The organism is Streptomyces sp. NPDC051018, assembly GCF_044456085.1.
Classification (GTDB): domain Bacteria; phylum Actinomycetota; class Actinomycetes; order Streptomycetales; family Streptomycetaceae; genus Streptomyces.
Genome location: NZ_JBITFN010000002.1, coordinates 573,201 through 584,540 on the forward strand (window position 1 = coordinate 573,201; position 11,340 = coordinate 584,540).

Annotated in this window: 12 protein-coding genes and 1 pseudogene; 5 read left to right on the forward strand and 8 right to left on the reverse strand. The window is 72.2% G+C overall.

Annotation, left to right across the window (positions count from 1 at the left end):
• Positions 1 to 6 precede the first annotated feature (6 nt).
• A complete protein-coding gene (locus ACIBCM_RS06170; protein WP_399240735.1) occupies positions 7 to 714 on the reverse strand; it encodes an NAD(P)-dependent oxidoreductase in 708 nt (235 codons plus the stop codon).
• Positions 715 to 834: 120 nt separating this feature from the next.
• On the opposite strand from ACIBCM_RS06170, the gene ACIBCM_RS06175 reads away from it, so the two are divergent.
• Entirely contained in the window at positions 835 to 1,512 is a 678-nt protein-coding gene (locus ACIBCM_RS06175; protein WP_399240737.1) for a TetR/AcrR family transcriptional regulator, read from the forward strand.
• Between the two features lie 319 nt (positions 1,513 to 1,831).
• A complete protein-coding gene (locus tag ACIBCM_RS06180) occupies positions 1,832 to 2,026 on the forward strand; it encodes a hypothetical protein (protein WP_399240739.1) in 195 nt (64 codons plus the stop codon).
• Between the two features lie 136 nt (positions 2,027 to 2,162).
• Here ACIBCM_RS06180 and ACIBCM_RS06185 read toward each other — a convergent pair whose 3' ends face one another.
• The 4 genes and pseudogenes from ACIBCM_RS06185 to ACIBCM_RS06200 form a co-directional block, all read right to left on the reverse strand.
• Positions 2,163 to 2,840, reverse strand: coding sequence for a lactate utilization protein C (locus ACIBCM_RS06185; RefSeq protein ID WP_399240741.1), 678 nt, complete (start codon positions 2,838 to 2,840; stop codon positions 2,163 to 2,165).
• On the reverse strand, positions 2,833 to 4,296 hold the full coding sequence (locus ACIBCM_RS06190) for a LutB/LldF family L-lactate oxidation iron-sulfur protein (protein WP_399240743.1): 1,464 nt from the start codon (positions 4,294 to 4,296) through the stop codon (positions 2,833 to 2,835). Before ACIBCM_RS06190 ends, ACIBCM_RS06185 begins: the two co-directional genes overlap by 8 nt.
• Complete coding sequence (locus ACIBCM_RS06195; RefSeq protein WP_399240745.1) at positions 4,293 to 5,045, reverse strand: (Fe-S)-binding protein; 753 nt, start codon at positions 5,043 to 5,045, stop codon at positions 4,293 to 4,295. Before ACIBCM_RS06195 ends, ACIBCM_RS06190 begins: the two co-directional genes overlap by 4 nt.
• 2 nt (positions 5,046 to 5,047) lie before the next feature.
• A pseudogene (locus ACIBCM_RS06200) lies at positions 5,048 to 5,368 on the reverse strand (aldo/keto reductase); the annotation flags it as partial.
• 685 nt (positions 5,369 to 6,053) lie between these two features.
• On the opposite strand from ACIBCM_RS06200, the gene ACIBCM_RS06205 reads away from it, so the two are divergent.
• Positions 6,054 to 6,500: a nitroreductase family deazaflavin-dependent oxidoreductase gene (locus ACIBCM_RS06205; protein ID WP_399240805.1), complete on the forward strand. Its 447-nt coding sequence runs from the start codon at positions 6,054 to 6,056 to the stop codon at positions 6,498 to 6,500.
• 525 nt (positions 6,501 to 7,025) lie between these two features.
• On the opposite strand, the gene ACIBCM_RS06210 is transcribed toward ACIBCM_RS06205, so the two are convergent.
• The 3 genes from ACIBCM_RS06210 to ACIBCM_RS06220 all read right to left on the reverse strand — a co-directional run bounded on the left by ACIBCM_RS06210 (position 7,026) and on the right by ACIBCM_RS06220 (position 9,143).
• Positions 7,026 to 7,925, reverse strand: a complete 900-nt coding sequence (locus tag ACIBCM_RS06210) for a tetratricopeptide repeat protein (protein ID WP_399240747.1) — start codon at positions 7,923 to 7,925, stop codon at positions 7,026 to 7,028.
• 230 nt (positions 7,926 to 8,155) lie between these two features.
• A complete protein-coding gene (locus ACIBCM_RS06215) occupies positions 8,156 to 8,359 on the reverse strand; it encodes a hypothetical protein (protein WP_399240749.1) in 204 nt (67 codons plus the stop codon).
• 193 nt (positions 8,360 to 8,552) lie between these two features.
• Entirely contained in the window at positions 8,553 to 9,143 is a 591-nt protein-coding gene (locus tag ACIBCM_RS06220; RefSeq protein WP_399240751.1) for a TetR/AcrR family transcriptional regulator, read from the reverse strand.
• Between the two features lie 114 nt (positions 9,144 to 9,257).
• On the opposite strand from ACIBCM_RS06220, the gene ACIBCM_RS06225 reads away from it, so the two are divergent.
• Complete coding sequence (locus ACIBCM_RS06225) at positions 9,258 to 9,554, forward strand: hypothetical protein (RefSeq protein ID WP_399240753.1); 297 nt, start codon at positions 9,258 to 9,260, stop codon at positions 9,552 to 9,554.
• Between the two features lie 455 nt (positions 9,555 to 10,009).
• On the forward strand, positions 10,010 to 11,233 hold the full coding sequence (locus ACIBCM_RS06230) for an MFS transporter (RefSeq protein ID WP_399240755.1): 1,224 nt from the start codon (positions 10,010 to 10,012) through the stop codon (positions 11,231 to 11,233).
• The last annotated feature ends 107 nt before the right edge of the window (positions 11,234 to 11,340 follow it).

The following is an 11,340-nucleotide window of genomic DNA, read 5'->3' on the forward strand; positions in this document are numbered from 1 at the left end:
AGCGGCTCAGGGGCGGCCGCCGGCGTGGGCGAGGGCGCTCGGGGTGCGGCAGCCGACGATCGCCGGGGCCTCCCGGACGAGGGTGTCGTCGGTGAGCGCCTCCACCATGAACAGCGCGAAGTCCACCCGGCGCGTCAGATCGCTGGCCAGGACCGGGTCACCGACATGACGGCTCCATACCGGCAGGCCCTGGCTGGCGCCCTCCTCCAGGCTGCTGCCGCGCACCACGGTCCACCGGGTGTCGCTGGCGAACACCCGGCGGCACGCCTCCACCTGGTCGTCGATCTCGGCGGCGCGGACCAGCTTGCCCAGCACGGCGGCGATGCGCAGGGCGGTCCGGAACAGCCATGAGTACCGGTCCTTGCCGTCGCGTGTGATGTGCCAGCCGCACGAGAAGATCAGGCGCGCGCCGGGCCGTGCGTGGTCGAGCACCGCCTGGGCCGTGCCCGACGAGTACTGCTGCACGCCCCAGGGCACCAGCACCGTCAGCACTCCGTCGCACCCGGCGACCGCGCGCCGGATGACCTCCGGGTCGTTGGTGGGTCCCGGGACGACGGTCATCCGGCCTTCGAACGCGGCCAGCTTCGGCACACTGCGTTCCCGGCACACACCGACCACCTCGTAGCCGCGTTCCAGTGCCTGCCGGACCATGTACTGCCCGAGCTTCCCCGAAGCCCCGACGATACAGACCTTCTTCATTCCGTCCGTGCCCATGGCGCGGCCCCCTTCGCCGGAAACACCGGCCTTATGGTGTAAGGCGGAGTGGCCTTACGTTGTAAGGCAAGCTAGCCTTATGCCGTAAGGCGGTCAAGGGGAACGAGGCGAGGAGGGCGGATGCCTGAGAGAGGCAGGGGACGGCGCGGGGCGCGGACACCGCTCAGTCGTGAGCGGGTGATTCGCGCGGCGGTGGCGGTGGCGGACGAGAAGGGGGCGGCCGCGCTCACCATGCGAGCCATCGCCGAACCGCTGGGCGTCGAGGCGATGTCGCTCTATCACCATGTCGCGGGCCGGGAGGACATCCTCGACGGCATGGTGGACGCGGTGTTCGGCGAGATCGACCTGCCGCCGCGCGAGACGGACTGGAAGAGCGCCATGCGCCACCGCACGGTCTCCGCCCGTGCCGCACTCCGCCGCCATCCGTGGGCCGTCGGCCTGATGGACTCCCGTACCCGGCCCGGCGCGATGACTCTGGGCCACCATGACGCCGTCATCGGCGCGTTGCGCGCCGGGGGCTTCTCCGTCCCGATGGCCGCGCACGCCTTCTCGCTGATCGACAGCTATCTGTACGGCTTTGTGCTCCAGGAACTGAGCCTGCCGTTCAGCAACTCGGCGGAACTGGACGAGGTCGCGGGTGCCATCTTCCGCGAGATGCCCGCCGACGCCTACCCCCACCTCACCGAACTCGCCGTCGAACACGCCCTCAAGCCCGGCTACGACTACGCCGACGAGTTCACCTTCGGCCTCACCCTCATCCTCGACGCCCTGCACCCGGACGAGTCCCCGGGCGACTGACCCCGACGCCCGGTCCCGGCCCGGGACATCTCCCGCTTCCCGCACGGGCCTTGCCCGGAACTGCCCCGCCGGATCGCCGAGAGGGCCACGGGCCCCGCCCCGATGGCCGGACGGCCCGGGGCGAGGGCTCCGCGCCGACGGCGGGGCCGGGCAGCCGCGGCCCCTCCCGGCGACGGGGGAGCCGGGCCGGTAACGAGCCCCGGAGGGACGGGTTCAACGCCACCCGTACGGCGCACACGCCATGTGACCGCCCGGCGGCCGCCCTGCGCCAGACTGACCGCCGAATGCCGCAATTCCGGCGCGGCCAAGGAGGTTGGCGATGGCTGTCTCGATTTCGGTGCTGCTGCTACTGGTGATCCTCGCGGTGGTCTTCCTCCGCAGCGGCGGTCTGAAGTTCTCCCACGCCCTCGTCTGTCTCCTCCTCGGCTTCTTCCTCGCGGGCACCAGCATGGCGCCCACCATCTACGAGGGCGTGGCGGCCACCGCGGAGGTCGTGGGGCATCTCAAGCCCTGAGAACCCTGGAGTCCTGAAGCGCGCGAGCCCTCAGGAGCCTTGCACAGCCGGCTCGCCGCGGAGCCGTACCGGCGGCCTCCGTCCGGCCGCCGGGGCAATACCGGCCCACCGGCCGCCCGGTCGACCGCGCCGCCGTCTACCGGCCGCAGTCGCCGAGGTCGGGACCGGTTCCCTCGGCGGGGTTCGCCGCGACGACGACGACGTCGAGGACGCGGGGTCCGTGGACGCCCTCGACCCGTTCGAGTTCGATGTCGCTCGTCGCCGACGGTCCGGAGACGAAGGTGAGCGGTGCGGTCGGATTCAGGCGTGCCAGCGCTTCGGGGACGTCGGCGGCGATCTGCTCCTCGTGGACGACGCACACATGGTGGTCGGGCAGCAGCGTCAGAGCGCGCCGGCCCTGGCCGGGGCCGGCGTCCAGGACCAGTGTTCCGGTGACGGCGATCCCGAGGGCCGCGGTGGTGAGCACGGTGTCGGCGGCGTCCAGTTCCCGTACGGTCAGCGGGGGGTCGTCACGGAGGTAGCCGCCGTCCCGGTCCGGCAGAAGGGCGGCGGGAAAGCCCTCGGGGACGACGACGGTCCGGCTCCGGCGGGCGGCGAGGAGGTCCCCGACGACCGCGGGCGCCCGGTCCTCGGTCGTCCGGACGACGGTGGCGTGGTAGTCGGCGACGCGTTCGGCGAACAGGGCGACGCGATCGGCTCCCGCGTGGCTGCGGAGGTAGTTCCGCGGGACGCCGACACTCTCCGGTGTCTCCGTGGCGGGGATGTCCGTCAGCGCGTTCCGGATACGGGCGAGCACTCTGTCCCGGCTACTCATCGTCGGCTCCTTCGTGGGTGCGGCGCCACCAGGAGCGGAAGGACTCGGCCGGTGGTACGGGGGTGTCCCGTGTGTCCGACCAGCGGCGCAGCGGTCCGGGCAGCCTCCGGATCAGGCCGCGGCGGGAGAAGGGGCGGGCGGCGGCGGCCCCGAGGCGCTGGGCCGTGGACAGCAGGCGCGGCGAACGCAGTACGGCCCCCGCCAGCCGCATGGCCAGGGACTCCGCGGTGGGCAGTACCCGGGCGGCCTTGGCCCGGACGGCCTCGGCCCGCAGATGTACGAGCACGTCCGGGATGTTGATGCGTACCGGGCAGGCGTCGTAGCAGGCGCCGCAGAGCGTGGAGGCGAAGGGGAGGGTGTCGGCGTGCTCGATGCCGACGAGCTGCGGTGTGAGGACGGCGCCGATCGGCCCGGGGTAGACCGAGCCGTAGGCATGGCCGCCGGTGCGTTCGTAGACGGGGCAGACGTTGAGGCAGGCGGAGCAGCGGATGCAGGCCAGGGCCTGGCGGCCCACGGTGTCGCGGAGGGTGGCGCTGCGGCCGTTGTCCAGCAGTACGAGATGGAAGGACCGGGGCCCGTCGTCCCCGGTGACGCCGGTCCACAGGCTGGTGTAGGGGTTCATGCGCTCGCCGGTGGAGGAGCGCGGCAGAAGCTGGAGGAAGACCTCCAGATCGCTGAAGGCGGGCAGGACCTTCTCGATCCCCATGACGGTGATCAGGGTCTCGGGGAGGGTGAGGCACATCCGGCCGTTGCCCTCGGACTCGACGACGGCGACCGTACCGGTGTCCGCGGCGGCGAAGTTGGCTCCGGACACGGCGACTTTCGCCCGCAGGAACTTCTCCCGCAGATGCAGCCGCGCGGCCTCGGCGAGCGCGCGGGGGTCGTCGGTGAGGTCATCGGGAGCGGGGCTGCCCCACTTCCCCATCTCCCGCTGGAAGATCCGGCGGATCTCGCCCCGGTTCCGATGGATCGCGGGGACGAGGATGTGCGAGGGCCGGTCCTCCCCGAGCTGCACGATGAGTTCGGCGAGGTCGGTCTCGTAGGCGCGGATACCGGCCTCGGCGAGGGCCTCGTTGAGCCCGATCTCCTGGGTGGCCATGGATTTGACCTTGACGACCTCTCTCTCGCCGGTGGCGCGGACGAGGTCGGTGACCAGGCGGTTCGCCTCGGCGGCGTCGGCGGCCCAGTGGACGGTTCCGCCGGCCCTGGTGACCGACTCCTCCAGCAGGGTCAGATAGTGGTCGAGGTGGCGCAGGGTGCGGCGTTTGATGCTCTCACCGGCCTCACGCAGCTCTTCCCAGTCGTCGAGTTCGGCGGTCACGGCCAGCCGTCTGCCGCGGATCGCCCCGGTCGCCCCGCGCAGATTCGCGCGCAGCTGGGTGTCGGCGAGGGCGGTGCGCGCGGCGTCGGGGAAGGCGGGCGCGCCGAGCCGGACGACGTTGCCGGGGCCGCTCATGAGAGGTCTCCTTCGCTGTCGTCGGCCGTGGAGGCGAGGATCTCCGCGAGATGACGGGTGCCGACGCCCGTACGGAGCCGGGACAGGCCCCCGCCGATGTGCGCCAGACACGAGTTGTCGCCGGCGCAGAGGAACTCGGCGCCGGTCGCCTGGACGTTGCGCATCTTGTCGGCGAGCATCGCGTTCGATGTGTCGGCGTTCTTGAGGGCGAACGTGCCGCCGAATCCGCAGCACGCCCCGGCATCGGGCAGCTCGGTCAGCTCGATGCCGCCGACGGCGCGCAGGAGCCGCAGCGGGCGGTCGCCCACGCGCAGCATCCGCAGGGAGTGGCAGGTGGGGTGGTAGGTGACGCGGTGGGGGAAGTAGGCGCCGACATCGGTGACCCCCAGCACGTCGACGAGGAGTTCCGAGAGCTCGTACACCTTCCCCGCCGTACGGCCGACGGCGTCCACGAGCGCTCTGTCACCGTACTGCCGGGCGATCGTGCCGTGGTGTTCGCGGATCATCCCGGCGCAGGAACCCGACGGGGTGACGACGGCTTCGTAGTCGGCGAAGACCTCGGCGAAGCCGCGCACCATGGGCAGTGTCCCGGGCCGGTAGCCGGTGTTGAAGTGCATCTGGCCGCAGCACGCCTGGGCCCGGGGGAACGCGACGGTGTGGCCGAGGCGTTCGAGGAGTCTGACGACCGCTTGGCCGGTCCGCGGGTACATCGTGTCGTTGAAGCAGGTGATGAACAGGGCGATCCGCACGGCTATCGCTCCTCGGGTGTCGGGACGTCCTCGGGCAGGAGTCCTTCTGCGCGCAGTTCCCGCCATACGTCCGCCGGAACCGGGCGGGCCCACTGCGCGGCCGCGTCCCTGACCTCCGCCGCGCGGCGGGCGCCGACGAGCACGGAGGCGACGGCCGGGTGGCCGAGGGGGAAGCGCAGCGCCAGTGCCCGCAGCGGTACGCCGTGGCGCTCGGCGACGGCCTGGAGGCGCCGGGCCCGGGCCAGGAGTTCCGGGGGAGCGGGTGCGTAGTCGTAGGTGGCGTCGGGGCGGGGATCGGCGAGCAGGCCCGCGGTCGCCCGGCCGATGCCGGAGGAGCCGTCGGCGCCGCCCGCCCCGAGTCCGGTGAAGTCTGTTATGTGCGCTCCTTCGGTCGCGGCCCGGTCATCCGTCCGGAATGGTGCGTCGGGCCGGCTGAATTCGGCGATCGGGCCCGGTCCGTGTGCGGATCAGCCGATCGATCCTCTTCTTCCCGCAGATCATCGCGCCGGGTGCGGCGGGCACGGCGACCGGGGCTCGTTCTCGACCCGGACGGCGTACCGAACCAACTGCTCGACGAGGTCGGCTCGGAGCGGCTCGCCCGGACCCGGCCGGTTCCCGGAGTGGCCGGCGTCATGACGCGGTGCGCCATCTGCTCTCCCGTACCCGCGTTTCTCGGTGCCTGCCGCCTTCGCCGTCCGGTCGATCCCGTTCACGGTCTCCGTGACGCGGGATGACCGCGGGCATCGGCAGACAGGGGCCGCACCCGCGCCCACGGCGGACCGGTCCCCGTGGAGGCGGAGCACCCCTGACGTTGCAACGCCGTTGCGGTGTGCCCGTACGGCCACGCGCGGTGACCGGCCCCCCGTGCGGACGGCCGGAGCGCCCGAACGCCGGACGGCCGGGGCACCGGCCGGGGCCGGCGGGGCGGGACCTCCGGCCCCGGTCTTGCGCGTGGAAGACTCGGGGCACCGGGGGATGCGAGAGGCACCGACGACGGAAGGGATGGCCATGCCACTTGAGGGCGAGTACGTACCGAGTCCGGCGAAGTGGGTACGGGACCAGGTCGAGCAGTACGAGGGCTCCGGCGGCACCAAGGGCACGACGATCATGGGGATGCCCGTGGTCGTCCTGACCACCCGGGGTGCCCGGACGGGCAGTGTGCGCAAGTCCCCCCTGATGAGGGTCGAACACGAGGGCCGCTACGCGGTCGTCGCCTCCGCGGGCGGCTCGGACCGCCACCCCGTCTGGTACCACAATGTGGTCGCCGACCCCCGCGTGGAACTCCAGGACGGCCCGGTCCGCCGTGACATGAGGGCGCGTGAGGTGACCGGCGAGGAGAAGGCCGAGTGGTGGGCCCGCGCGGTCGAGGTGTTTCCCGAGTACGCGGCGTACCAGAAGAAGACGGAGCGTCCGATCCCCGTCTTCGTCGTGGAGCCGGCCGACGGCGGGCACTGACCCGGGCCTCGGGGGACAGGGAGCGCTGACCCGGGCCAGGGGGACGGGATGCACTGAATGCGGACGCGAGTGGGGACAGGGCGCGGGGGCGCCCTGTCCCCAGGACGCGCCGGGCCCCGGAGCGGCGCCGACTCCGCTCCGAGCCCACGGCCCGTCCGCCGGCGAGAGCCCCGGAGGTTGTGGGCGCCCGCCAGCCTGCACCCTCCGCGGGGCTAACGCCCGCCCGGCGGAGGGCTGTCGCTGGGAAGAAGCGTTGCTTCTCCGGTGGGTGGCCCGCCGGCGCGGGGCTCCGCCAATCGTCTGTACACGTGTCGCCCCCGCCCGTGAGCCCTTGAGTCCGTCGCCTCGCCGACGGCCGTGGACCTTCCCGGAAACGATTCAGGCCCGGGACGGCGCACCGCCGGTGACGCGGTCGCTCAGTCAACACGCCGCTACGTTGCGAGTACGTTGCAGGCCACAGGACCGCCCGAGGGCTTCACGGCCGGACCCCGGGGACCGCCGGGGGGTGGTGAATCGTGTCGTGTCTCAGAGGTCCTGTGCCCAGCGGGCGTTGGCGAGGTCGTCACGGGCTTCGAGGGTGTCGGGGTGGCGGGGGCCCAGCAGCCGTACGGAGTCGGCGAGAACCCGTTCGTACAGGGCGATCGCCCGGTCTGTGTCACCCGACGCGTCGACGAAGGAGGCGAGGATCCTGCGGGCCGTGAGCGTATCGGGATGATCCTCGCCCAGGGTCCGCGCCGTGGCGGTCAGCGTGTCCTCGAACAGGGCCACCGCCCGTTCCAGGTCCCCGGCCTCGGCACAGGCGGTGGCGAGGCTCATCCGCGCCGTGAGGGTGTCGCTGTCGTCCTCGCCCAGCACCCGTACGCAGTCGGCGAGCGCGGTGTCGAGGAGGAGGATCGCCCGCTCGGGATCGCCCGCCTCCAGAAGGGCCTGGGCGAGACCGATCCGGACGGACAGGGTGTCGGGGGCGTCAGGGCCGAGGACCCGTAGCGAGTCGGTGAGGACGCTCTCGAACAGTGCGATCGCCCGGGACGGATCTCCGGACTCCGTGTAGCTGTAGGCCAGCAGGCTCCGGATCGCGAGGGTGTCGGGGTGGTCGTCGCCGAGGGCGCCGCTGGACGCGCGCAGCTCTCGCTCGTAACGGACGATCGCCCGGGCCGGGTCGTCATCGTCGTCCTCGCCCGCCCCGGCGAGTGCGTCGTGGATCGCGGAGGACGTGCCGTCCTGCTCGCCCACCGGGTCGAGCCGGCGCCCCATGAGCCGTTCCATCAGCGGCAGGGCGTCGGGGCCGCCGAGAGGGCCGGGGCCGCCCGGGGCGAAGGGGAGACCCGCCGGCTCGGATTCCACACCGCTGCCGTTCCCGGGCCCGGCCGGCGAGGGGTCGTCCTCGCCGTCGACGGACGCGGTGGCGCGCCACCACTGAGTCATCACCCCATCATGGGGCCACCGGCATGATCGGATCCACCGTCAGGACCGGACGGACGCGTCTCTCCTCGGGGACCGGCGCCGGGGGAGGGCCGTGTGCGGCGCTCGGGTCCGCCGGGCGGAAGGCGCCCGACGGGGCATCAGCCCGCGCCGGGCGCCTTCCGCGGCCGTTGCGCAAGGGAGTCGTACCCCGCCGGGCGCCGCTCACGGCGGATCGCGGTCCTCAGGACCGCCTACGGGGTGGCGATATGGAAGATGCCGCACTGCGCGGACGGGGAGTCCGCGATGAAACCGGCGTTGCACCCGGTCAGGACATTGGTGGTCTCGTCCGTGACGATGCTGATGTCGCCGAAGTCGTGGGCCGTGGCGGAGGCCGCTGTGCCGATGATTCCCGCGGCGGTCAGTGCGAGCGCAGCCAGGGCGGTACGGATACGCATGGGCGGTCCCCAGTTCATGGTGGGCTGTCGGTGAGGATGACGACGGGAACGTATCTCCGCCCGTCGGCCGCCACCCGGAGCCGCGCGGGGCTGCGTCCGATCGGCCCACCCCGGATCACCGCAGCCGACCCACCCCGGATCACTGCCGCCGGGCCGCCGGGGCCCGGCGGCGGGTCACCCGGCGGAGTATCCGTCAGCTTCCGTCCGTGGCCACCGGGTCCGGGCCGAGGAGCGTGGCGAGTACGGCGTCCGCGTACTCGGTGGTGAGCGGTTCTCCCGTGACCAGGAGCCGGTACCACATCGGCGCCACCAGCATGTCGTCCAGCAGACCGAGGTCGATGTCCGGCAACTGCCCGGCCTTCCTCGCCACGAGCAGCCGTTCGTTGTTGCGCTTCTTCATGTTGACGTGCACCTGTTCGTGCACCACGGTCGCGAGTTCCTGGTCGTGCTGGAGGGATCCGATGACTCCGGCGGTCAGCTCCCGGTAGTGCGGATCGGTGAACAGCCTGATCACTCCGTGCAGCCAGTTCCGCAGATCCACGCGGATGTCACCGGTGTCGGGGTAGAGGAAGAACTGCTCGCCGATCCGGTCCGTGAGCGCGTCCAGGAACAGCGCGCCCTTGGTCGGCCACCATCGGTACAGCGTCGGCTTCCCGACCCGTGCCCGTGCGGCGATCGCCTCCATCGTCACGGCGTGATACCCCCGCTCGGCGCAGATATCGATGGCCGCTTGGAGGATCGCTCCGCGGGAACGGGCCGTACGGGTGGTGGAGCTGTCATTCATGAGGCAACTCTACATTGAAACGTAACGTTGCGTTTCAGTTCCCTCGGTTGTACCGTCCTCCTCGACGAAACGTAACGTTACGTTTCGCGCCTCTCCGGCAACAGGAGTCAGACCGTGAACGACCCTCAGCGTGAACAGGACCTCGCCGCCATCCGGCAGCTCGTCGCGGATGCGAGCATGCCGACCAGAACCGAGCTCCAGGAGATCCACTTCCTCGCACCCGACGTCGCGATCGTGGAGTGCGTCAAGCATGTCTTCGACGAGTGGGAACCGGCGCTGAGGGGCGGCCCGGACACCCGTCCGCCCTCCGCGCAGGGGCAGCTCACCTTTGTCATGGTCAAGCAGACCGGCCCCGACCGGGCGGGGGCCTGGCGTATCCGCTCGGCGCAGACCACTCCCGCCAAGGGCTGAACGACCGGGGGTGAACGATCGGCCGGCGGGCCTCCCGGGGCCGCCGCGCCCATCCCTCCCCGTACCTTCCCCCGCCCGTGCCTCATCCAGCCCGTGCCGGCAACGTCGCCGGTCACGGCGCCCCTTCCCTCCCCGGTTTTCCGTCGCCCCAGCCTCCGGATGAAGGCCGAAACGGCCGTGTGACGCCTCGCCCTCAGTGAGGCGTGCCCGCATTCCCCGTCGGCCCGAGGTGCCCGCCTCCACGGGGCCGCGCACCCCTCCCCGCCGCTCTCCGTGCGCTCCGTCCGGGACAACCCCGTGGCCCGTAACGGTGACAGCGGCACCTCCCGCGCCGGTTGCCGATCCGATGCCCCCTGCCCGGGGCACCTTCTCGCGGTGCGACAGGACCGGCCCCTCCGGCCGGACCCGGGTCGCCAACCGCTGCTCTGCCCTGCCCGACAACTCACGGAGTGACCATGACCACCGTCGACGGCGTTCAGGCCGCCACACCCGGCTCCGGCCCGGGTTCCGTACCGCTGCGAAGATGGCTGGCCCTCGTGGCCGTGGCCATCGGCACCTTCTCGATGGTCACCATCGAGCAGCTCCCCATGGGCCTGCTCACCTCCATCAGCGGCGCGTTCATCGTGTCCGAGGGCGCGGCCGGCCTGATGGTCACGGTGCCGGGCCTGGTCGCCTCCGCCGTGGCGCCGCTGCTGCCCGTGGTGATCGGGCGCCTCGACCGCCGTGTCGTGCTCATCGCACTGCTGTCCCTGATGGTCGCGGCCAATCTGCTGTCCGTGGTGGCGGCCGACTTCGCCGTCCTGCTGGCCTCCCGCTTCCTCGTGGGAGTGAGCATCGGCGGGTTCTGGGCGCTGGCCGCCGGGATCGCCGTTCGCCTGGTGCCCGAGGCCTACGTCCCCCGGGCCACGGCCATCACCTTCGGCGGCGCCACCGCGGCCAATGTCCTGGGGGTCCCGGCCGGCACCCTGATCGGCGAATTCGCCGACTGGCGGACCGCGTTCGCCGCCGTGGGCGGACTCGGCCTCCTGGTCGTGGTGGCGCTGTACGCCCTGCTGCCGTCCATGCCGGCCGCGGAACCGGTACGGCTGCGCATGCTGGTGGCGGCGTTCCGCAACCCGGGGGTGCGGGCCGGAGTGCTGGCCACCTTCCTGCTCGTCGGGGGCCACTTCGCCGCCTTCACCTTCGTCAGCCCGATCCTCCAGGACGTCTCGGGCATCGGCGAGAACATGGTCGGCCCCCTGCTGCTGGCCTTCGGAGTCTCCGGCATCATCGGCAACTTCCTCGCTGGCGCGGTGGCCGGACGGGACGTCCGCAGAACCATCGTCGCCATCAGCGTGCTGCTCGCCGTCATCCTGGCGCTCTTCCCGCTGATCGGTACGAGTGCGGTCGGCGGCACGGTACTGCTCGTCGGGTGGGGGCTGGCCTTCGGGGGAGTCCCGGTGAGCGTCCAGAGCTGGATTCTCCAGTCGTCGCCCGGGGAGCCGGAGGCCGCCACCGCCCTGAACACCTCCGTATTCAATCTGGCCATCGCGCTCGGGGCCCTGTTCGGCGGCATCGTCGTCGACGAGATCACCGTCAACGGAGCCCTCTGGTTCGGTGCCGCGGTCGGTGTCCTGGCCTGCCTGGCCGTCCGGACCGCCCGTGTCTCCCGGCGGCCGTCCGCCGAAGCCGGGCACTGAACGGCCCTTCCGGCGGCGTGGGGGGGGGGGCCGGGGCGCCCCCCGGGCCCCCCCCCCCCCCCCCCCGGGCCCCCCGGGACGCACCACCCGGGGCGGGGCACAAAAAA

Coding starts and splice junctions, on each gene's coding strand:
- ACIBCM_RS06215 (WP_399240749.1), bottom strand. CDS start 8,359: ATGCGTATCCGTACCGCCCTGGCTGCGCTCGCACTGACCGCCGCGGGA.
- ACIBCM_RS06230 (WP_399240755.1), top strand. CDS start 10,010: ATGACCACCGTCGACGGCGTTCAGGCCGCCACACCCGGCTCCGGCCCG.
- ACIBCM_RS06210 (WP_399240747.1), bottom strand. CDS start 7,925: ATGACTCAGTGGTGGCGCGCCACCGCGTCCGTCGACGGCGAGGACGAC.
- ACIBCM_RS06205 (WP_399240805.1), top strand. CDS start 6,054: ATGCCACTTGAGGGCGAGTACGTACCGAGTCCGGCGAAGTGGGTACGG.
- ACIBCM_RS06170 (WP_399240735.1), bottom strand. CDS start 714: ATGGGCACGGACGGAATGAAGAAGGTCTGTATCGTCGGGGCTTCGGGG.
- ACIBCM_RS06180 (WP_399240739.1), top strand. CDS start 1,832: ATGGCTGTCTCGATTTCGGTGCTGCTGCTACTGGTGATCCTCGCGGTG.
- ACIBCM_RS06190 (WP_399240743.1), bottom strand. CDS start 4,296: ATGAGCGGCCCCGGCAACGTCGTCCGGCTCGGCGCGCCCGCCTTCCCC.
- ACIBCM_RS06185 (WP_399240741.1), bottom strand. CDS start 2,840: ATGAGTAGCCGGGACAGAGTGCTCGCCCGTATCCGGAACGCGCTGACG.
- ACIBCM_RS06220 (WP_399240751.1), bottom strand. CDS start 9,143: ATGAATGACAGCTCCACCACCCGTACGGCCCGTTCCCGCGGAGCGATC.
- ACIBCM_RS06175 (WP_399240737.1), top strand. CDS start 835: ATGCCTGAGAGAGGCAGGGGACGGCGCGGGGCGCGGACACCGCTCAGT.